This window comes from Sphingobacterium sp. xlx-130, from assembly GCF_011007405.1.
Classification (GTDB): Bacteria; Bacteroidota; Bacteroidia; order Sphingobacteriales; family Sphingobacteriaceae; genus Sphingobacterium; species Sphingobacterium luzhongxinii.
The window spans coordinates 376,542-399,304 of record NZ_WFKN01000003.1; the positions used below are offsets into that span (position 1 = coordinate 376,542).

General features: G+C 38.7%; 16 protein-coding genes and 2 tRNA genes. 8 read left to right on the forward strand and 10 right to left on the reverse strand.

The features are described 5' to 3' along the window. Positions 1 to 230: 230 nt before the first annotated feature. Both G7B18_RS04945 and G7B18_RS04950 read right to left on the reverse strand, forming a co-directional pair. On the reverse strand, positions 231 to 2,165 hold the full coding sequence (locus G7B18_RS04945; RefSeq protein WP_164108077.1) for an LTA synthase family protein: 1,935 nt from the start codon (positions 2,163 to 2,165) through the stop codon (positions 231 to 233). Between the two features lie 10 nt (positions 2,166 to 2,175). Beyond that, a complete protein-coding gene (locus G7B18_RS04950) occupies positions 2,176 to 4,056 on the reverse strand; it encodes an LTA synthase family protein (protein WP_164108076.1) in 1,881 nt (626 codons plus the stop codon). A gap of 172 nt (positions 4,057 to 4,228) precedes the next feature. Here G7B18_RS04950 and G7B18_RS04955 point away from each other — a divergent pair, with 172 nt between their 5' ends. The 4 genes from G7B18_RS04955 (at position 4,229) to G7B18_RS04970 (ending at position 11,530) form a co-directional block, all read left to right on the forward strand. After that, complete coding sequence (locus G7B18_RS04955; RefSeq protein WP_164122146.1) at positions 4,229 to 6,847, forward strand: valine--tRNA ligase; 2,619 nt, start codon at positions 4,229 to 4,231, stop codon at positions 6,845 to 6,847. A 122-nt stretch (positions 6,848 to 6,969) separates the two neighbouring features. Continuing rightward, positions 6,970 to 7,851, forward strand: a complete 882-nt coding sequence (locus G7B18_RS04960) for a hypothetical protein (RefSeq protein ID WP_164108074.1) — start codon at positions 6,970 to 6,972, stop codon at positions 7,849 to 7,851. A 63-nt stretch (positions 7,852 to 7,914) separates the two neighbouring features. Next, positions 7,915 to 8,664, forward strand: coding sequence for an isocitrate lyase/phosphoenolpyruvate mutase family protein (locus G7B18_RS04965; RefSeq protein ID WP_164122147.1), 750 nt, complete (start codon positions 7,915 to 7,917; stop codon positions 8,662 to 8,664). A 310-nt stretch (positions 8,665 to 8,974) separates the two neighbouring features. After that, positions 8,975 to 11,530, forward strand: a complete 2,556-nt coding sequence (locus G7B18_RS04970) for a DUF5686 and carboxypeptidase-like regulatory domain-containing protein (RefSeq protein ID WP_164108072.1) — start codon at positions 8,975 to 8,977, stop codon at positions 11,528 to 11,530. Positions 11,531 to 11,569: 39 nt separating this feature from the next. Here the strand turns inward: G7B18_RS04970 and G7B18_RS04975 are convergent, their stop codons facing one another. The 4 genes from G7B18_RS04975 to G7B18_RS04990 all read right to left on the reverse strand — a co-directional run bounded on the left by G7B18_RS04975 (position 11,570) and on the right by G7B18_RS04990 (position 15,595). Continuing rightward, complete coding sequence (locus G7B18_RS04975; protein ID WP_164108071.1) at positions 11,570 to 11,836, reverse strand: hypothetical protein; 267 nt, start codon at positions 11,834 to 11,836, stop codon at positions 11,570 to 11,572. A 109-nt stretch (positions 11,837 to 11,945) separates the two neighbouring features. Further along, the gene (locus G7B18_RS04980; RefSeq protein WP_164108070.1) at positions 11,946 to 12,557 is read right to left on the reverse strand and encodes a hypothetical protein; all 612 of its coding nucleotides are present in this window, start codon (positions 12,555 to 12,557) and stop codon (positions 11,946 to 11,948) included. A gap of 6 nt (positions 12,558 to 12,563) precedes the next feature. Further along, positions 12,564 to 13,160: a DUF502 domain-containing protein gene (locus tag G7B18_RS04985; protein ID WP_164108069.1), complete on the reverse strand. Its 597-nt coding sequence runs from the start codon at positions 13,158 to 13,160 to the stop codon at positions 12,564 to 12,566. Positions 13,161 to 13,162: 2 nt separating this feature from the next. Then, complete coding sequence (locus tag G7B18_RS04990) at positions 13,163 to 15,595, reverse strand: bifunctional UDP-N-acetylmuramoyl-tripeptide:D-alanyl-D-alanine ligase/alanine racemase (RefSeq protein WP_164108068.1); 2,433 nt, start codon at positions 15,593 to 15,595, stop codon at positions 13,163 to 13,165. A gap of 128 nt (positions 15,596 to 15,723) precedes the next feature. Between G7B18_RS04990 and G7B18_RS04995 the strand changes: the two genes are divergently transcribed. The 3 genes from G7B18_RS04995 (at position 15,724) to G7B18_RS05005 (ending at position 16,434) form a co-directional block, all read left to right on the forward strand. Then, positions 15,724 to 16,200, forward strand: a complete 477-nt coding sequence (locus tag G7B18_RS04995; RefSeq protein ID WP_164122148.1) for a regulatory protein RecX — start codon at positions 15,724 to 15,726, stop codon at positions 16,198 to 16,200. A gap of 71 nt (positions 16,201 to 16,271) precedes the next feature. Then, positions 16,272 to 16,344: transfer RNA gene (locus G7B18_RS05000), tRNA-Gly, on the forward strand. 5 nt (positions 16,345 to 16,349) lie between these two features. Then, positions 16,350 to 16,434, forward strand: a tRNA-Leu gene (locus G7B18_RS05005). 109 nt (positions 16,435 to 16,543) lie between these two features. On the opposite strand, the gene G7B18_RS05010 is transcribed toward G7B18_RS05005, so the two are convergent. The 4 genes from G7B18_RS05010 to G7B18_RS05025 all read right to left on the reverse strand — a co-directional run bounded on the left by G7B18_RS05010 (position 16,544) and on the right by G7B18_RS05025 (position 21,953). After that, complete coding sequence (locus G7B18_RS05010) at positions 16,544 to 17,173, reverse strand: YceI family protein (RefSeq protein WP_164108066.1); 630 nt, start codon at positions 17,171 to 17,173, stop codon at positions 16,544 to 16,546. Positions 17,174 to 17,276: 103 nt separating this feature from the next. After that, a complete protein-coding gene (murA, locus tag G7B18_RS05015; protein WP_164108065.1) occupies positions 17,277 to 18,602 on the reverse strand; it encodes a UDP-N-acetylglucosamine 1-carboxyvinyltransferase in 1,326 nt (441 codons plus the stop codon). Positions 18,603 to 18,866: 264 nt separating this feature from the next. Next, positions 18,867 to 19,625: a DUF4290 domain-containing protein gene (locus G7B18_RS05020; protein ID WP_164122149.1), complete on the reverse strand. Its 759-nt coding sequence runs from the start codon at positions 19,623 to 19,625 to the stop codon at positions 18,867 to 18,869. A gap of 57 nt (positions 19,626 to 19,682) precedes the next feature. Beyond that, positions 19,683 to 21,953 (reverse strand): ATP-dependent helicase, encoded by a 2,271-nt coding sequence (locus G7B18_RS05025; protein WP_164122150.1) that lies wholly within the window; start codon positions 21,951 to 21,953, stop codon positions 19,683 to 19,685. Positions 21,954 to 22,076: 123 nt separating this feature from the next. Here G7B18_RS05025 and G7B18_RS05030 point away from each other — a divergent pair, with 123 nt between their 5' ends. Continuing rightward, positions 22,077 to 22,760 carry a M15 family metallopeptidase gene (locus tag G7B18_RS05030; RefSeq protein ID WP_164122151.1) on the forward strand — a complete coding sequence of 228 codons (684 nt, stop codon included), beginning with the start codon at positions 22,077 to 22,079 and terminating at the stop codon, positions 22,758 to 22,760. The last annotated feature ends 3 nt before the right edge of the window (positions 22,761 to 22,763 follow it).

Genomic DNA, 22,763 nt, shown 5'->3' on the forward strand with positions numbered 1-22,763 from the left:
TAGATATATATAATTTCAAGTACCAATTTCATAAAATATTCCCTGATATATTTACGCCAAATTGCGCCGATATCTAATTGCTATCCTATTTTTGCACGAACGCTGCCTCCATTGATGCGCAAGACAATGAGTTGCTGATTCCATGAAATAAAAGTAAACTTCGAACAAGTTGGCCCATTAACATGCAAACAGCAATTTAAAATAGAACAATTATTGATTGTGTATTTTTTTTAATCTGCAGTCAACTTATTGTGGATCATACCATAGTTGTATTGCTGAATAAAGGCTCGAACTTTTCGTTGTAAACTGTCTTTGACAACAGGATAGCGATCGACCAGATTATCTTTAAGCATAGCATCTTTCTTAACATTGTACAAGGAGGTAGGCTTTTCCCCATCATAAGTCATAAAATAATCATCTTTAAAAAGATTGTATGTTTCACCGATCGTATTCACGACAAAATTATCCTGTTTCTTATCAAAAGCATCGAAACCGAAGGCAAAATAGGGTTTTGGGTATTGTAAATAATTCAATACTGTAGGCATAATATCTATCTGCTGTATCAGCTTGTCTGATGTCCCTTTCAAATTACCTCCCGGATAATAAAACACAATAGGAATCGCAAAGCTATTTGGTAGGGTCTGATATTCTGGCAGGTGACTCAGGCTAGTATGATCTGCACACAATACGAATAACGTATTATTGTACCAATTGGTCTTTGATGCAGTATTAAAAAATTGACGTAATGCATTGTCTGCATAGCCTATAGGCTCATGCAATGCAAGCGGTCCTTTTGGGAATACATCCTTATACAGCTCCGGTACTTTAAAAGGGTGATGCGAAGAGAGTGAAAAAAAGCCTGCAAAAAAAGGTTGTCGCATGGCGTTCATTTTTTTTACCATGAACTGCATAAAAGGCTCATCCCATATCCCCCATATGCCATCAAAATCAGTATCGTTATTGTACTCGTTTTTGCCGTAATAGTTTTTGATTCCAGCCAATTGTGTATAAGCTGAAAACCCCATACTACCATTTGGTGCTCCATGAAAAAAGGCTGTTTCATAGCCCTCATCTCCCAATAGCTTGGCTATACTTGTCGTTTTATTACCGGAATATATGGACAAAACAAAGGGTTCACCTACGGAAGGAACTCCCGTGATAACTGAAGGTAATGCGTCTATGGATTTCCGTCCATTGGCATAGGAACGATTGAAGGTAAATGAATTGCCGATTAAAGAGTCTAGAAATGGCGTATAACCTTTGTAATTTCCATTATCTATATGCTTGTTTAAAGCACCGATATACTCTTTACCAAAACTCTCCATGATCAAGAAGACCACATTCAGCTTACGAAATCCGGTTGAAGAATCGGGCCGATGGATTACGGGATATACAGTATTTAATTCTTGTTCAGAAAAGTAATGCTGTTCTTTCAGCTGTATTGCTTTGAGTGTTTTCAAGATACTAAAAGGAGTATTCAATACGATACTCATCTCCTCAGGGTTCTTCACGTAATCTCCAGCATTACTTAGGGTAATCGGTCTTGTGCTATGCGCCCAACCGCCACGCACTCCGCCAACAAATAGAAATATGATCGCAAGGAAAGACAAAGATTGGATCATATAAAAAGCCCACCCCGTCCTTACCGGGCGTTGAATTCGAATCCGATCATAACAATAAGCCAACAAAAGAACTAATCCTACAAAGACAAAAACTAAGTACCAATAATCCATCATAAAATCAACACTGAGTTTACCGAGATTTTGTTCGTTGGAAAATTGGCTGAATACTGTTCCGGTAGTACGCTTTAATGTAAACGGATAATAGGCGTAATCTATCAAACTCAATGCTGCGGCCAGACTGTTCGTAAGCACAAAGATCCATTTGCATACCTTTTGGTACACGATATTATACTTGAATGGAAAAGGTATCACCTGCAATAAAATAAAAAGAATATTGACATACAGAATAGCCACAATATCAAATTTGACACCGCCAACTAACATAGTCATCAAAGAAAAGCTATCGACATGTGGAAACAATGAACTATTGACCATGTAGAAACCCAATCGCAATAAGGCATACATAAAAAGTAAAAAAAGAAAAACAACAAGGAGCAATAAAAGTGTGTTCCAATTTCCCTTTACAGTTAATGCTTTCTTCATACGATGTAAATTAATACGCTAAAAATTCGTTATACACGCCTTGATAATAGGCTTTTGCTATATCCAGCAAGCTATCTGTCTTGACCTTTGGATAGTCGAGATTAGCCTGATAATTGATCGATTTACCTACATTTTCAAAAGATACAGTCTGTTGAGGAGTAATAATGCCAAAAGCATCTTTCGAATTATAGAATGCCACATCAGTAGTTGCAGAATTAAAAAGATCCCTACTCCAAGGATATCTCACCGTAGAAATTCCTAATTGATGCAATAAGGTCGCAGCAAGATCGGTCTGATTACCAATTCTTGATATTACTTTTCCTCGAAACTCTTTTTTAATGACATCTCCAAAAAACACCAATGGTATATGGAATCGCTTGGGATGTGACAGGTCCCATTTTTCAGTGGGAAAGCGATGTCCATGATCGGCAACCAATACAAACAGGGTATTTTCATACCAATCTTCCTTCTTGGCCTTTTCTATAAAGTCGAAAATAACGGAATCGGTATAATATGCTGTGCTTCTAAATTTATTTGGATTACTGTCTTTGCCGAACTTGTATTCGCCTTTAAGTTCAAAGGGCTCATGATTAATCAAGGTAAACATAGTCGAGAAAAATGGCTGTTTTTCCTTTTTAAAATCTTTCAGCATCTGACTAAAAATCACATGATCGTATACACCCCATGAGGCTCTATCTTCATGAAGCCCAAAATTGGCCTGATCAACGACTTTGTCGACACCATGTGTCAACATATAGGATTTGAAGTTGTAAAACTCGCTCTGACCGCCATGATAAAATGAATTACTGTATCCATTTTGATCCAGATCCTCACCTATTGCCGGTATATTTTCATGTTTGGGAATATACTTAATAATACTTTCTGGACCTTGTGCTGGAAAACCACTCAATACGCCAATCATTCCTTTGTCGGAACGATCTGACGCCGCATAGATATGGTCAAAAAGAACTCCCTCCTGAATTAACTTCTCCAAATTGGGTGTGACTCCTTTTTCGCCGCCCAAAGAAGCTATTAAATCACCAACGAAGCTTTCCATCATAATCAACACTACATTAGGTCGGTTCATCGTCAAAATCTGCACGCTAGAATCTGGATTATTGGTAAAAACGGGTTCTAGTTTAGATTTGAGAAGCGTGTCATTATCATAAAATGCATAAGGATTACGTAATAAGGTACTCCGTGTGAAATAATCCCGCAGCAAGGACCATTGGGTATTCACGGCAGCGTGATTGTAAAACGTATTTTCTGAGAAATAAGCTTTACTGGGATTAAGTGGAGCCCTACCATAACCTCCACGGATGAAAGTAAACAGAATAAAAATCCCTAGAAGTAACTTTAAACTATTGGCTAACGGCTTTTTGATATTAAAAAACCAAACGGATTTGAAAAGATACCTATAGAGATAATACCCCAGAACGATTCCTGCAATAATCCCCACAATCGGAACAAATATAGGTGTAGATTCAGCAGAAGCTACTGCTCCCGAAGGTGAAGCCCAAAATGCATCTATTGCCCGCTTTGATATCTTGTCGCCCCATTCTCGGTAGATATTGATATTGATGAAAGATACTCCAAAATACAGCAGCAGGACGACTAGGGTATAAACATCTAAAACCTTACGCTTAAACTTAACCTCTGAAAAAAAGCTCAATACACTATAAAGTAGAAAAGGAATTACACAAATATACGCAACGGCCGAAAAGTCTAAAAACAATCCATGGTAAAAAATGTTTAATACATCGGTTAGCGGCTTATCTTTAACTTTTTCAAAAAAAGAAATTATAAAGATAAAGCGGTCAATAAAACATACAACCAACCAAAATAAAAAATAACGAGCTAATGCCTTTAACTCATTAACAAAGTTCTGCATCCTATTTCCATCTAAAAACGAGCAAATTTACACTTAATTATCAATCTCTTAATTAGATATTAACATATATTTAACAGTATGTATATCTTCTTGTCTTTATTTGATATAAGAAAGTGGGATTTGACAGCTTAAATCCTTATTTTTGTACACTTTTTACGCCATATTAATAGCAATGAGCATAGCAAAAACTTATAATCCGAAAGAAGCAGAAGATAAATGGTATTCCTATTGGATGGAAAATGGTTTTTTCCGTTCAACACCAGACGAACGTGAACCCTACACAATCGTAATGCCTCCGCCAAACGTCACTGGCGTATTGCACATGGGGCATATGTTGAATAATACAATTCAGGATGTATTGATTCGTCGTGCACGCATGCAAGGTAAAAACGCGTGTTGGGTACCGGGTACTGATCACGCATCCATCGCTACTGAGGCTAAAGTCGTCGCTATGTTAAAAGAGCAGGGTATTGATAAGAAATCCTTGACACGTGAGGTTTTCTTGACGCATGCCTGGGAATGGAAAGAAAAATACGGAGGTATTATTCTAAAACAGTTGGAGAAACTGGGGGCTTCTTGTGACTGGGACCGTACCAAATTTACCATGGATCCTGATCTTTCAGAATCTGTTATAGACACCTTCATCAAGTTTTACAAAGAAGGTTATATCTACCGTGGTGTGCGCATGGTCAACTGGGATCCGCAAGGTAAAACAGCCTTATCGGATGAAGAAGTAATACGGAAAGAAGTCAATCAAAAATTATACTATATCCGCTATAATGTAAAAGATAGCGACGAATATGTTATTATAGCGACAACTAGGCCAGAGACGATCATGGCCGACTCTGCGGTGTGTATCAACCCAAATGATGAACGATATACACATCTAAAAGGGAAAACGCTATTAGTGCCCTTAGTAAACCGAGAAATCCCCATCATTGAAGATGAATATGTGGACATTGAATTTGGTACGGGTTGTCTTAAGGTGACACCTGCCCATGATTTAAATGATTACCAACTGGGACAAAAGCATAACTTGCCTGTAATCGACATCTTAAATGATGATGGTACCCTTAATGACAAAGCGGAAATTTTAATCGGAGAAGACCGCTTTATCGCCCGTAAGAAAATAGCGAAGCTTTTAGAAGAGGTCGAACAGATCGAAAAAATTGAAGACTACAAATCTCAAGTAGGTTTTTCGGAGCGTACTGATGCTGTTATCGAACCTAAGCTTTCTATGCAGTGGTGGTGTAAGATGGAGGAACTGTCTAAACCAGCTTTGGAATATGTAGAGAACGGCACGATTAAATTGATCCCAGAAAAATTCTTTGCTTCGTATAAGCACTGGATGGAAAATGTGAAAGATTGGTGTATCTCCCGTCAATTATGGTGGGGACAACGCATTCCTGCTTGGTACAACGACAAAAACGAATGGGTCGTCGCTAAGTCTGAAATGGATGCGATCAAAGAATTTGAAGCACAGGGTAAATCAGCTGCTGGTATTTGCCAAGAGGAGGATGTTTTGGATACTTGGTTCTCTTCGGGACTATGGCCTATGTCTGTTTTCGATGGTGTACGCAATCCTGAAAATGAGGAGTTCAACTACTACTACCCGACCAATGATCTAGTGACAGCACCGGAAATTCTTTTCTTCTGGGTAGCCCGTATGATCATCATGGGACACGACTACACGCAAAAACCTCCTTTCCGAAATGTATACCTGACTGGTATCGTACGTGATAAATTGGGCCGAAAAATGTCTAAATCTTTAGGTAACTCACCGGATCCTATTGAATTAATGGCTCAATATGGTACGGATGGTGTCCGTGTAGGTATGTTATTGTCTTCTCCTGCAGGAAATGATCTAATGTTTGATGTTTCTTACTGTGAACAAGGACGTAATTTTGCGAATAAGATATGGAATGCCTTTCGACTAGTAAAAGGTTTAGAAACTACGGATTCGCCAGCAACAGATGCACAAAAAACAGCAGCCTTTTGGTTTGAAAACCGTTTTAATCAAGCACTAGCAGAGATTGACGAGCATTTTGCAAACTATAGATTGTCGGATGCATTGATGACAACGTATAAATTGATCTGGGATGATTTTTGTGCTTGGTACCTTGAACTGATCAAACCTGCGTATCAAACTCCTATTGAGGCTGAAACTTTGGAAACGGTAAAATCATTGTTTCAAAAGGTACTTACGCTAGCACATCCATTCATGCCGTTTTTGACAGAAGAATTGTGGCACGACGAGCTATTCGGCGTACGCGATGCCAAAGACTGTGTTATAGTAGCTGAATTTCCAAAGATAACGGCTTTTGATGAACAGATCATTAAAGAATTTGCAGCTGTACAGCAAATAATATCTGAAGTACGTAATATACGTAATTCGAAAGGGATGTCACCTAAAACGGCATTGCCTTTGGCCATCAATGCTTCTGATATGGATTTTTCTAAATATCAGGATAGCATTATTAAGCTAGCAAATATCTCTAAACTGACTTTTGTACAGGAAAAGGTAACAGGGGCATTGAGTTTCCTTGCCGGAAAAAGCGAGTGTTATGTAAAATTGGCGGCTGATAATATTGATGTAGAAGCTGAGAAGGAACGTATCAGTAAGGAAATCGAATACCTTAAAGGTTTCTTGGTTTCAGTAGACAAAAAACTATCGAATGAACGGTTTGTACAAAATGCGAAACCAGAGATCATCCAGAATGAAAGAAATAAAAAAACTGATGCTGAAGCTAAAATTCAAATCCTAGAAGAGAGTTTGGCTAGTTTAGGATAAGTTTTTAACCCCTTACCGAAAGCCCCTTTTGGGGCTTTTTGCATTATCCCTATTTTCAGTGATTGTGTATTCACTTATTTTTACGGTATTTAGCAGTAAATAATAAAACAGAGAATAATAAAATGAGAACTTTACTTTTTAGCTTGATGATGCTGGTGTGTGCCGCTCCGTTGTATGCACAGGAAGATGCTGCTGCTTATATCGCTGAGGATGATTATGGTTTCTGGCAAAAACAAGTGGGTGATACGGCCTATGTTTTTGCAGACGTTGCCTATATCAGAGACTATCCAAGTACACGTGGCCGTCTATTAGACTCTTTGCCTCAGGAGACAGCTCTTCTCATTAAATCGGAAAGTTATAATAACGCTATGGCCAGAGGGTTTGAGGCCCCTTGGCGCAGAGTTTCCTATTTTAAGGACGGTCAACGTAAAGAGGGCTTTATTTGGTCTGGATTACTGGCTTTGGGACGACTGGTTAGCGAAGAAGGCAATATATTCAGTTTTGGCTTTTTAAGGTACGAAAAAGAAACATCCTACAGCCCCGCGGCCTATATGCTACAAGTCAAATGCTTTGATAGGAACAGGAATCTTAAAAGTAAGGACTACTACCCTGCTGAATTAGACGAGCAACGCTACTCAGAGTATAAGCTCTTGCCTAGTATGGGATTATCTGGCTTGCAAAATATCTTTCGAATCGGCTTTTTGGGCGAAGCCTGTGGTGTACCGAGTTATTACTATTATTTCAGCTGGAACGGACGAGAAATCCTCCCAATGTTTAGCCGATATACAGTGGGCGATGCTGGAATCTATTATTATGAAGAAAAAATTCTCTTCCCATCGGAGCATAACCTAGATCCAAATCTAATCATCAAGGATATTGAGGAAGGAGAAGTGATCGACGAAAATGCCGAAGAATACCAGTACAAGAAAAAACGTAAACGCGAGAAATATATTTGGGATGGAAAGGTCGCTTCTCAGTTGATGGAAATGAGAGCAATAAATTAGTAGGCAAAAAATCAAACAAATATTCCTCTCTATTGTTCTACCAATAAAACAATAGAGAGGAATATGTCATATACAAAATTCAAGAAACTACACCAGCAGGATCGTATATTAATATTGGGTAATGTATGGGATGCGCAATCTGCTAAAATCGCGCAAGATTCCGGTTTTCAGGCACTTGGAACATCCAGTCATGCCATGGCAAATCTACTAGGCTATGCCGATGGAGAAAAAATATCTGTAGATGAAATACTATTCATGGTCGAACGAATCGTCAAGTCTGTCTCTATTCCAGTGTCAGTTGATTTTGAATCGGGATACTCAGATAATCCACAGGAAGTCGCGAATAACGTAAAGCGTCTGATTGATGCGGGCGTTGTAGGTATCAATCTCGAAGATGGAAAAGTCGTAAAGGGTAGTAGAAAACTCGGTAAGCAAGAGCTTTTGGTTGAAAAAATTCAAGCTATCAAATCGATCCATAAAAGCATCTTTATCAATGCAAGAGCTGACACCTACACGACGGGACATCCTACTGCATTGGATGAATCTGTCAAGCGCGCAAAAGCTTATCAAGAAGCTGGAGCGGATGGTCTGTTTATCCCACTTGCTGAAAAGAAATCAGATATCTTAACCTTAGTAAGCGGGAGTAAATTGCCGTTAAATTTATTTTTGACGCCTAAGCTGGCAAGCATCGATGATCTATCCCAATGGGGTGTAAAACGTCTGAGTCACGGGGCCAAAATTTACGAATGGTTGGTAAATCAAAATAAAAAGACTTTTGAAAAGTTCATTAATAATCCGGCATTACCAAAATAAAAATAGCTAAACACAGGAGAGTTCGAATATCGGGATATATTAATAATTCCTTCAATCGGACTCTCTTTCTCTACCAAGCCTATCTCTCCTCATCAAGCTCAACTCGCTAAGAACAAATAAAGTCTCAACTGCGGTACATAAACAAGCATAGCTTTTTCGTAGTGCAAAAGTTAGTCAATTAGACTTTTATCATAAAAAGGTCAAACTCATTTGCAATACTTTCAAATATGAAAAATATGCTCGTAATTTGCATCACAACTTTTGAATTAAAAGGTATTAAAGTCAAAAGTAAAAACATAGATGTTTAGACATGAAGGCGCTAATCAATAAAGGTATATCCCTCCTTATCACAAGTATTTTTTTTATCAGCTTAGGGTATGCTCAGGAATTCCAAATACGTGGACGTATTTTGGATAAACAATCCAAAGAGCCAATTTCTTTTGCTACCGTTGCAGTGATAGCCGGGAAACAAAAAACATATTCAGATGATAACGGTATTTTTAATCTTACACTCCCTAGCCGGGAGGTTAAGGTACGGATTTCTTATGTAGGTTATCACGATCATTTACTCGATTTAAGTAATAATCAAACAAATTTTGATATTCTGCTTGATCCTGAAAATCTCATCGATGAGGTCGTCGTGAAAAGACCCAAATTAAAGTATTCCAACAAGAATAATCCTGCTGTCGAATTGATTCGTCAGGTAATCGCACATAGGGATCAGAATAGAATGATTGGGCAAGAATTTGTTGAATATGAACAGTATGAAAAAATATCTCTGGGACTGAGTAACCTCTCCCCAAAATTTGTTAACAAAAAGGTTTTCAAAAACTATCAGTTCCTTTTCCAAAAAGATGATTCGACCGCCACGGACCGTTATGTCCTTCCGGCTTTTATAGAGGAGAAGGTCTCCAAAGTATATTATAGAAACGATCCTAAGAAAACGAAGCAATATATCATCGCTGAACAAAAAGCCGAATTCGATCCTAAATTTATAGATAACGAAGGACTTTCTAACTACTTCAACAAACTCTATGAAAAGGTAGACATCTACGACAGTAATATCAGTTTGCTAACGAATCAGTTTTTAAGTCCCATAGCAAATAGCTCACCTACATTTTACCGTTTTTACATTACGGATACGATCAAATCGGATCAGCCTTGGCTTGTTGAATTAAGTTTTTTCCCGAGAAACAAAAGTGATTTTTTATTTCAAGGTAAACTATATATCACTTTGGATGGACAATATGCGGTACGGGGGGCTAAGATGAAAGTGAGTGATGATATTAATCTCAACTTCGTGCGGGATCTGAATATTGAATTAGCTTTTGAAAAAGACAATAGAAATAAATATTTCTTGAATAAAAGTAGCTTGGGAATTGATTTTGCCTTGACAGAGAAAGGTAAAGGTATCCGGGGCAACAGAATTGTATACTACAAGGACTTTGTGAATGGTAGAGAACAACCGGATAGTATTTATGCTGGCGATGACGTAGTGCGGGTGCCTGCGCCACCACAGACGGAAAAAGTAAGAGAAAGCTATTGGGCTGGTTTACGTCATGAACCCCTGAGCAATTCGGAAATGAACATATACCACAATATCGATAGCCTGCAGCTAATGTCTTCCTTCCGACGAATAATGGATATTGGGGCGTTGCTATTGTCTGGTTATAAACAGGCAGGGCCCGTTGAGATAGGTCCGGTGAATACTTTTTACAGCTACAATCCCGTAGAAGGATTAAGGTTACGTGTAGGAGGCCGAACAACCGAGAGTCTAAGTACCCGCTTTTATTCGGAGGCATATGCAGCTTATGGTTTTAACGATAAAAAATGGAAATATTTTGTCAGTGGAACATATTCTTTAAATAATAAATCGGTATACAAGTTTCCGCAACATTATATTCGCGCTTCGGTGCAGCACGACACCAAAATCCCGGGACAAAACCTAGAGTTTATCCAAGAAGATAATGTATTGTTATCTTTTAAACGTGGTGAGAATGAGAGCTACCTTTATAATGATATCTATCGGCTGGACTATAAAGCCGAATTTCAGAATAATTTTTCGATCACAGCAGGCTTAAGTAAATGGAAACAACAGCCAGCAGGTGTGATCCGGTACGAAATGCGCCCTGAACAAGGAGATCCTTATTTAATCAATGAATTAAACACTACCGAAGTGTCCGTAGGAATCCGTTGGGCACCAAATGAACAATATTATCAAGGTAAATTGTACCGTACACCTATTTTCAACAAGTATCCTATTTTTACTCTAAATTATACAGCTGGTATAAAAGGATTACTGGACGGGGAGTACAATTATCACAATTTTACCGCTACTGCATTCAAACGACTATACCTATCCCAGCTTGGCTATGCCGATGTAACGTTGGACGGAGGATATACACTGGGCAAAGATATTCCTTACCCGCTACTGACAATACACCGTGCCAACCAGACTTACGCGTACCAATTGCAGTCATACAACTTAATGAACTTTATGGAATTTATATCGGATCACCATGCCGCCATGAATGTTCAGTACTATATGAATGGGTTTATCTTGAATAAAATACCTCTAATAAAACGACTTCAATTACGTGAAGTATTTAGTTTTAAAGCCCTATATGGTGGATTGAGAGATGAAAATAATCCGACTTTAAATAACAAAGTATACGCTTGGCAAACCAATTCTAATGGCGAAATCTCGTCTTTCACTTTTGGCTCCAAACCTTATATGGAGGCGAGTGTGGGACTCTCAAATATCTTCAAGATATTACGGGTAGATCTTGTCAAAAGATTAAACTATTTAGACCAACCCTATGTATCGAAATGGGGAGTCCGAGCCCGAATTAAATTTGACTTTTAATACAAAAATAAAGTCCAACTGATGTTGGACTTTTTAATTTTAATATTCGACAGATATAATAGCTGATAATGGTATCAGTACGCCACTTTTGATCTGTATGTATTTTTCTGTAAGGGACCACACAGTAGTTTCGATACGCATAGGTCCTTCTTCTGTATTAAATGCAATGGTCACTTTAGACTTAAACTCATTCCCCAAACGTTGTGCATCATTCAATTTACGACATAACTCTTCAACTTTATTTCCCTCTGCAGCAATAATCTTGTAGTTGCTGATGCTTTCCTTTTCTATTAATGTACCTATCATTTTTTACGTATTTAAATCCGACAACTAGTTATTAAAAAACTCCCACATAAATATAGCGAAATGAGATTTTAAAAATCAATTGTTATAAAATAATTACATTAACACAACTTTACGTCTTTACACACTCTAGTTTCAACCGGAGTGTAGCTTTAAAGGTATGACTGTTGCTGTTCAAGATAAGATCGTACTGATTCGGATACTCATAATCTAACCGTGATCTGAAAAATTGAATCAATTCAGTTTGACTTTGATCCGTGATGTTGTGGTTAACCCGATTGCTCACTTCGAGCACCAAGGTGTCTGCTATTATTTTCCCTTTTATACGAACCGGATATTTTTTTGCGGCGTGATAACCGTAATGAAAAGCATTCTGAACCAATGGAAGCAGAAGGAAAATTGGAATTAGCAGATCATTCGGTTTCACGGGAAAATCGAAAGAAACCAAGATCTCACTTCCTACATAAGTTTCAAAAAGTTTAACGTATTTTTCTAAAAGCAAACACTCTTCATCCAGCGATATCCTCCCCCTATCTGCACAGGACAATGCTTCTTGCATAAATAGATTCAGCTCCGTGGGTGATTCTGTACTTTGCTGTAGGCTGACCGATAGTAACTTTCTATCCGCACGGCTATACTCGAAGGAGAGTCTCGCCTCTGCTGCTAAATGAGTGGTATCGATTGACTTTTCTTTGTGAAAGAAACGTGTTATAATTTTATACATTTCATTTTACTCAATACCTGATACGCCTCCCGAAACAACGAGCTTCATCGCGTCTGTGGCACTCATATTTAATTTAGTAACCCGTGAGGACTTGACGACAACCACCTGCCCTGCAAAAGAGTAGGAGTAAGGAAAGTATACAATGACTTCATCAGGAAGGCCCAGCTTACTCAGATCTTTCTGGGTGAGAAAACCTATTTTCTTTAATCCTGTCTCATTAACTTCTACTAATACAGGTTCGTTAAATTTTTTGGCATCCCCCACAAATGCTTCTGTAAAATCCTTGATCGAAGAATACAACGTATTAAACAAAGGAATTCTATTAACAGTCCGGTTAAGCCATTGTTTAATGGGTTCTGTAACCAAGGATGTGAAGATAAGGCCCACGATAATCAGCAGTAATATCACCGTGAGGATACCTATACCTGGAATATACAAGGGATGTCCGTGTTCATCCTGCAAAAAATGTTGCGTGATATTCAGCGCATTGTCCAACGAAGCAACAATCCACACAATCAGGAAAATAGCACCGGCAACCGGCACAATAACCAATGTACCTTTGATAAGGTAATATAATAGCCGTTGAAAAATTTTCTTTATCATATTTACTCGTAAAAATACACTCTTTTTACTCGAGATGAAATACCTGTCAACAATTCATATGGGATCGTCCCTATATTTTTTGCTATCTGGCTGAGATCTGGAAAAACCAATACCTCATCCCCTTCGCTTGCGTTAATATCGGTAATATCTAACATACACATATCCATACAAATATTGCCGATGGTAGAAACTATGTTGCCATTGATTGACATCTTCCCCACCCCATTTCCCAAACGTCGGTCATATCCATCGGCATAACCGATCTTAACTGTTGCAATGGTGGAATCCCGCTGCAACACTCCTTTACGATCGTACCCTACTGTCTCAGTCTTGAATAAGTTCTTTATCTGTGTAATTGTCGTTTTCAAAGTACCGACTTCTTCCAAATCCAACGTATTGGGGGCCATATCAAATCCGTACAAACCTATTCCCAACCGTACCATATCCATATGCGCTTCTGGATGATATACGATTCCAGAAGTATTACAAATATGCTTTATAACCGAATAACCTATACTAAGTTCGATCTGAGATACCATCTGCTTAAAGAGCTGTATCTGTTGAATTGAAAACGGCTCTAATTCTTTACTCCCCGCTCCCACCAAATGAGAGAATACTGTAACTATTTTAACTTGTGGGCTCACACGGATGATATCCAATGCTGCTCCGATTTCATCTGGCATAAAGCCAAGACGATGCATACCTGTATCTAATTTAAGATGTACAGGGTACGAGGTAATGGCTCGCATCTTTAAGAAAGCTATAAATGCATTCAAGATGCGAATCGAGTATATCTCAGGCTCCAGATCGTACAGTAATATATCCTCGAAGGTGCCTTCATGTGGACTAAGTACCATAATAGGGATAGTGATACCGGCACGACGGAGCTCAGCGCCTTCATCCACAAAAGCCACCGTGAGGTAATCCAATTTATTAAATTGCAAGACATTTGCTACCTCAAAGCTTCCGCTACCATAAGAAAACGCTTTTACCATAGCCATCATTCGGACGCCTTTGGACAGGCAAGAACGATATTGTGAAAGATTATTTTCTATTGCCTTAAGATTGATTTCGAGAATTGTGTCATGCGACTGCGCTACTAATAACCGCCCGACTCTTTCTAATTCAAATTTACGTGCTCCTTTTAAAAGCAGAACGCTGTTCTTCCATCCAAGATCCGCAAAAGCTATCAACAATTCATCTGTAGAATTAAACAGTAAAGAGGGCATCTCCAAATGACTTCGTAATGCTTCCATCCGCTCACCGACGAGTATCACCTCGGTTAAAGACTGCATATTAAGTAACTGCGCAAATTTACGAATGGTTTTGGGCGTCCATTCCTCACCTTCCAAATCACTCAGGATTAACTTCTTACTGGCACTTTGATTCTGTTGTCCTAGAAAGTCTAATGCAATCTGTAGGGATGCCAAATCATTGGAGTAGGTGTCATCGATGATACTGTTATTATTTTTTCCCTTTTTCAGTTGCAGCCTCATTTCGAGCGGACGTAATAAACCTATTCTTTTCCCGATCGTATCGACACTATATTCCATAGTCAGCATCACTAAGATACAGGTCATAACATTATCTAAAGAGGCTTTGTCGACAAACGGAGCGCGTATCACGAAGGATTCTTCTTTATATCGCAGCTGTAAAATTGTATGATCCTTTTCCGGGCTTAATCCCAATAGTTGTAGCTTATTCGCTGGCTCACGGCCCCAGGTAATACAATTGAAGGACGAAGAGTACACATCAGGGATTGCAGATGAAGGTGCTATAATGGGAGATACATCTACAAATAGCTTCCACTTTTCGGCCAACTTCTGCTCTTTGGATTCAAAACCTTCTCGATGTGCTGTTCCCAAGCTGGTGAATATACCAAACGTGGGACGTATCATCTGCCGTAGGGAATCCATCTCGCCTACCTTGCTGACACCGGCCTCGATAATAGCAAGGTTGTGTTCGGCGGTGAGGTTCCATAATGACAGCGCTACACCAAGCTGTGAATTATAACTCTTCGGGCTTTGATAACAATTGTACTCTGGAGTGAGTAATTGATGCAACCAAGACTTGACGATAGTCTTCCCATTGCTTCCGGTAATGCCTATAACTGGTATTGAAAAACGACTCCTATGATAAGCTGCTAGCTGTTGTATGGCCCGCATGCTATCATCTACCCAAACAAAGTTTGCGTCTATATAGTTTGTTGTATCAAAATCTAGATCGGATACGACAAAGGAGCGAACACCTTTCTGGTAGGCTTCCGAAATATAACGATGTCCATCACGTTGCTGTACTAAGGCAAAAAAAAGACAGTCCCCCCCAACTCTGATCTTACGCGTATCGTAAGCTAATACGGAGAAACTAGCTTTGGGATAGGGCAACAAACTCTTATGATAATCAATATGAGAAAGGATGGTATCTAATGTGTACATAGCTAAGAATTAAAACTGACAAAAGGACGCTAATGCAGCTTTTGGATAGGCACAAATTTCATCATTATTTTCAACAAGTAAAAGGGATTTACTCTTTAATATATAGCGGTTTTCTATAAGTTTGTATTATGGAGGAGTACCAAGAAAGAAAAAAGACACTGACACCTAATCAGGCGAAGTTAAGAGTTGAGGCTTACTGTGCCTATCAAGAACGCTCCCAACAGGAAGTTAGGGATAAATTGCATAACTGGGGTTTGCACATAGAAGATGTTGAACAGATAATCAGTGATCTTATTTCAACGAACTTCTTGAATGAGGAGCGCTTTGCGAAGGCTTTTACCCAGGGAAAGTTTAGGATTAAAGGTTGGGGGAAAATCAAAATACAACAACATTTAAAGGTTAAACGTGTATCTGCCCCGCTGATCAAAATAGCCCTCCAACAAATTGACCTGGATGACTATGAACAAAAGTTGACAGACCTTATCCAAAGAAAGGTAGGCGACAATCTAAGTCAACTATCTCTAGCTGAAAGGGCTAAGTTGGTACGCTACCTGCAAAGTAAGGGATACGAGAATTCGCTCATTTTTGAAAAGATAAAAGAATAGCTCTTACAAAGCATTTTTTTTACTTTTATTTTGCAGAATAGTATTATTACGCTATCTTTGCAGCACGTCAAGCGAAAGTAGCTCAGTTGGTAGAGCACAACCTTGCCAAGGTTGGGGTCGCGAGTTCGAATCTCGTCTTTCGCTCAGTTGCCTAGGTGGTGGAACTGGTAGACACGCAGGACTTAAAATCCTGTTCCCGTTAAGGGAGTGCGGGTTCGATTCCCGCCCTAGGTACGATAAAAGATCAATCTTTCGATTGGTCTTTTTTTTGTGCCATAACTCCTTATGTACAAAAAAACGCCAGCAGTAAATGCTAGCGTTTTCAATGGATTATAAGATCCTCTTATTTCTTCGCTACGATACTAACGCGAAAGTTAATTTCTTTAGAAATCAAATCATCTTTTTTCCCCTCATAACTTACCCCCCAATCTTCACGCAAGATGTTAAAGTCAGCAGAAGCTTTTAAAGTGGTATCTGTAATCTCCTCTACTTTCGAGTCAAACGTAATATTTTTAGAAGTACCTTTTATAACCAGATTACCAGAAATTTTAACATCGTTTGGAGTAGCACCTGCTTTAACCTCAGTGATTGTAAAAGAAGCTTCAGGATGTGTAGCTACACCAAAGAAATCGTCAGCTTTTAAGTGACTATCTAGCTTATCTTTATACTCGCCCTCCAAATCTGTAGCAGAAATTGTGTTCATATCCAAGGTAAAGTGTCCTCCGGTGATAGCACCACTATCTACATTTAACGTTCCTGATTTCACGCTTACAACACCTTCGTGGAATCCGGAAACTTTCGTTCCTTTCCACATAACCTTGCTTGCTGCAGTATCCACAGTATAAGCTGTGCCTACGACTTGGTCAACTGCTGCCACTGAATCTTTTGTTTCAGCTTTTTTTCCTTCTGGATTACCAGCGCAAGAAGCAAGAACCATTGCTGCTGCTGCTGAAAATAAAACTAGTTTTTTCATTTTCTAATAATATATGTTTAAACGTTGATGTTTCACAAATATTAAAATAGCATTTTGAAAAACAAAGCCAATTTTAATTTATTAACACTATTCAGACAATTTATTAATGCCCTAGTGGCTGCGCTTCAACACGTTTTATATCAGCACCTAAGGCTTTCAGACGCTCTTCTATATCCTGATACCCTCTTTCAATCTGTTCGATATTGAAGATTGTTGACTTACCTTGCGCGGACAAGGCTGCAATCAACAAAGAGACCCCTGCACGGATATCTGGAGAAGACATTTGTATACCTCTAAGCTTGGTTTGCTTGTTCAGCCCCATCACTACGGCACGGTGCGGATCACATAAGATAATCTGTGCGCCCATATCAATTAATTTATCAACGAAGAATAATCTACTCTCGAACATCTTTTGATGAATCAAAACATTCCCTTTAGCCTGAATAGCCGTGACAAGGACTATACTCAAAAGATCCGGAGTAAACCCAGGCCAAGGTGCATCCGCGATTGTCAAAATAGACCCATCAATGAATGTCTCTATTTCGTAATTATCCTGCGCAGGAATAAAAATATCGTCCCCTCTAAGTTCCAATTTTATTCCTAAGCGGGCAAATACCGAAGGAATAACACCTAATTCACTATAAGCCACATCTTTAATTGTAATTTCCGAACCGGTCATAGCAGCCAAACCGATGAAAGAACCGATTTCAATCATATCTGGCAACATACGATGCTCTGTACCACCCAACATGTTCACTCCCTCAATAGTCAACAGATTGGAGCCTATACCTGAAATCTTAGCTCCCATACGGTTCAACATCTTACACAACTGCTGTAAATAAGGTTCACATGCCGCATTATAGATCGTCGTAGTACCTTTTGCTAATACGGCAGCCATGACAATATTAGCTGTACCCGTTACCGATGCTTCATCCAATAAGATATTTGCTCCTTTTAGTTCCGTAGCATCAACATTGAAAAAATGGTTTTCAGCATCATAGATAAACTTTGCACCTAATTTTTCGAAGCCTAGAAAGTGTGTATCCAATCTTCTACGCCCTATTTTATCACCACCTGGCTTAGGAATTGCCGCCTTACCAAAGCGGGCCAATAAAGGCCCAACAATCATAATCGACCCTCTTAATCCACCTCCTTTTTGTTTAAATTCTTCTGAAGTAAAGTAATCTATATCAATATCTTTAGCCTGAAACTCGTACGTATCTTTATTCAACTGGTTAACAGACACCCCCAAAGAACCTAGCAGATCAATCAGCTTGTTTACATCTTTAATATCGGGAATATTACTGATTGTTATTTTTTCTGCTGTTAATAAAACTGCTGATAAAATCTGCAAGGCCTCATTTTTAGCTCCCTGAGGTATAATTTCTCCTTTTAACGGTTTCCCACCGTGAATTTCAAATGCGTTCATATACTAACTTATTATAAAATAGATTGTAGTCAATTATAAAACCTTAAAAACTATACTTACATTATCCGCAATATATACTCCTTACAGGCTTTTAGTTATTGTAGGTCGCTTCTAAAATAGCTGATATTCCAAAATAAAATAAGAGGATGTCTCATACGGAAATACGCTTTAAAATACGCAGGTTCCTTAATGCCCCCACAATATTGTATTTGTATTTCGAAATTTCAGACAGCCTCTTACCTCGAAGCAGACAAACAATTTCTATTACTTCTTGTAATTATTACTGTTGTTGTTACTTTGGTATGGTCTCTTCCCTCCTGTATTACTACTCTGTCTTTTGCGACCACCATTGTTATTATTGTTGTTATTCTGGTATGTTTTCTTGTTGTTATTATTCGAACTAGAAGACTGCTTATGATTGTTATTTCCTACGGAGGTCTGTGATTTTACACGGTTACCCGGAGGCGGGGTACGAAAATCTAACTTGGTCAATACGGTGTCTTCTGGTAAGGTTAAAACAAAACCGGACAATTCCTTTAGGTCCTGAATAATCTGCTGATCATTTACGGAATCTTTATTCCAAGTGATGTAAGCCATTTTCATAAAGTTGGCAATACCTAGTGTCATTTTTTGTCTTGTCTCTTCGTGCGGCACCGCCATAGCCTTTTCAATCATAGACTCAACGATATGGCCATAATGTTTGAAACGGATCCGATGTTGTGGATAAGGTAGCGGTTGAGGCTTGTGACGGATCTCTTCTTTGGAAGGGATGGGATAGGGTGAATCCACATCTATCTTAAAATCTGAAATGATATACAAATGATCCCAAAGTTTATGTTTGAAATCCGAAACGTCACGTAAGTGCGGATTTAACACTCCCATCATATCGATAACGACCTGCGCTAATCTGTTGCGTTCTTCTTTAGAAGGCACCGTACAAATATGGTCTACCATATTTTGTACATTCCTTCCATATTCGGCTAAGATTAGCTTAGAACGTGTACTGTTATAATCAAAATTCATATAGTGAAATTAAACGTAATGATAACGTTATTTTTTATTTATTATTCTGTCCAACTGCTATTGGACAATTCTTAATTTTGCAAATTTAAGCAACAATTGTTTCTGCCCCAACTCTTTGAAAAAAATAGTTGCTTTCAAATCGGGCTTATTCCCTTCCAGATTGACAACCTTTCCAAATCCAAATCTTTCGTGTTCAACGTCCATACCTACCTGTAGTCCCGAAGTATCTGAAGGAGCAAACCCTTCTGTAGGTACGTGGGCTTTGGGTAGAATCGAAGTAGTCTTTACTACTTTTGGCTTGGGTTTAGAAAAAGAATCCTTTTGCTGCCACGCAACTTTATCTGTCTTCATGCCCGAATCACCGCTTAAGCTCCCCATTCTTGGCTTGAAGTCTAAATCTAGACAAGTAGGATTTAATTCATCTAGAAAACGACTCGGTTCGCAGTTATTCAATGTACCCCACCGATATCTTGATGTAGCGTATGAAATGTGGAGTTTTGTTTCAGCACGGGTCACCGCTACGTAAAATAGTCGCCTTTCTTCTTCTAATTCTGTACGTGAATTTACAGATAATTGCGAAGGAAACAAATTTTCTTCTAAACCAACAATAAATACATTACGAAACTCAAGCCCTTTGGACGAGTGTATCGTCATTAAAGACACTGTATCGGCATTTGGATCTTTGTCATTATCATCATTGGTAAGTAACGCTACATCCTGTAAAAAGACATCTAAGCTTTTCTCTTCAATATCTTCCCGTTCAGAAAACTCTTTAATACCATTCAACAACTCCTGTATATTTTCATAACGACTCAAACCTTCTACAGATTTGTCTTCGTAGAGATCTTTCAATATTCCCGAATGCTGCGCTATATGCATCGCCGTATCAAAAGCATTGCCCTGATTGCCTATTGCTTGAAAACTTTGTATCATAGTTCCGAAAGTAGAAACAGCTGTCGCACTACGACCATCCAAAAACATCTGCGCATTGGATACAATATCCCATAATCTATATTGATGCTTATCTGCCGCAACAATAATCTTATCTATCGTCGTATCACCAATTCCTCTACGTGGATAGTTGATGACTCTTTTTAAGGCTTCTTCATCATTAGGGTTGTATGTCAATCGAAAATAAGCGATCAGATCCTTTATTTCCTTGCGTTGGTAAAAAGAGGTCCCTCCATATATTTTATACGGAATATTCAGCTTACGCAGGGATTCCTCCATCGCCCGAGACTGTGCATTGGTACGGTATAAAATAGCGAAGTCCTTAAATTGTAAGGAGTCCAAGGATTTATCTTGCAAAATCGCCTCGGCAACAATTTTCCCTTCTTCATTGTCCGAAAATGCCCGTGCTACCTTTATTTTATCCCCGTCTTCATTATCGGAAAAAACATTTTTTTCCAACTGATTCTTATTGTTCGCTATAATACTATTTGCAGCATTGACGATCATTTTTGTGGACCGATAGTTCTGCTCCAATTTGAAGACACTCACATCTGGATAATCCTTTTGGAAATTTAGGATGTTTTGAATGTTAGCTCCACGAAATGCATAAATACTCTGCGCATCGTCCCCAACTACACATATGTTCTCATTGACAGCAGCTAATCGCTTAACGATTAGATACTGGGAAAAATTCGTATCCTGATACTCATCGACCATGAGGTAACGAAACTGATGCTGATATTTATGTAGAGTCTCCGGATGTTTATTCAACAAAACATTGGTTTTGAACAATAAATCATCAAAGTCCATAGCTCCGGCTCGGTAACAGCGCTGGGCATAGGTAAAATATACCTGTCCCATCTGCGGCCGACCATTCTCTCTGTCCTCGGCAAGGATTACCTCATTTTTGTTGTATTCCTGTGGAGAAATGAGGTTATTCTTCGCTGATGATATACGTCCATATACTTGATTGACGTTATACAACTTATCATCCAGATTCATTTCTTTCAAAATAGATCTCAAAAGACTTTTTGTATCGTCAGTATCATAAATAGTAAAGTTTTTGGGGTAACCAATCAATTCGGCTTCCACCCTTAAAATCCGGGCAAAAATAGAGTGAAAAGTCCCCATCCAAATATTTTTGGCTTCTGATCCTACCACTTTCATGATACGTTCCCGCATTTCCTTTGCCGCTTTATTGGTAAAGGTAAGTACCAAAATATTGAAAGGGTCTACGCCTTTACGAATAAGATGTGCTACTCGATAGGTAATAACACGAGTTTTTCCAGAGCCTGCACCCGCCACTATCATCACTGGACCTTCTGTCTGCTCTACGGCCGCCCGCTGCGTGGAATTTAATCCTGCTAAATAATCCAAAATAAAAAGAGTTTTTCCGTTAGAAATAGATTGTAAAGTTACTAAATTACTGTCAAATACGACCTGCACACACCGCTATTTATTACGAGAAATAGCTACCTTTACACGATAAAAGGCCTCATTATGATAAAATTCGTATTTCTTGCTTCGCTATCCTTTATTCCGTCCCTCGCTCCTATCCAACAAGCAAAGAGTCAACTGCCCAATGGTTTCGTATATGTGAAGGATATCATACCACACCTAGAAGTAGACTTACGATACTGTGGTCATCACAATTTTATTGGAAAACCTATACAAGGTTATTTGGAACCTAAAACCATTCTTACAAAAAAAGCTGCAGAAGCATTGGCAAAGGTAGAGAAAGAGCTAAACAAAAACAATATGGCCTTAAAAATATTCGATGCATACCGTCCTCAAACAGCGGTAAATCATTTTATCCGTTGGACAAAAGACAGCAGAGACACCTTAGGAAAGCTCGAATTTTATCCAACGGAAGATAAAAGACTCTTATTCGAGAAAGGTTATATTGCCTCGAAATCAGGCCATAGCAGAGGTAGTACCGTCGACCTCACAATCATCAACATAACTAACAAACAAGAATTGGATATGGGTAGCGCTTTTGACTTCCTAGGAGAAATTTCAGCGCATGCATACACCAAACTCAATGCTGACCAACAGAGGAATAGAAACTTACTTAAGTCAGTAATGGAGAAATATGGGTTTCGAGCGTACGATAAAGAATGGTGGCACTACACCTTAAAAGAAGAACCTTTTAAGGACAAGTACTTCGACTTCCCCGTGCAATAAAAA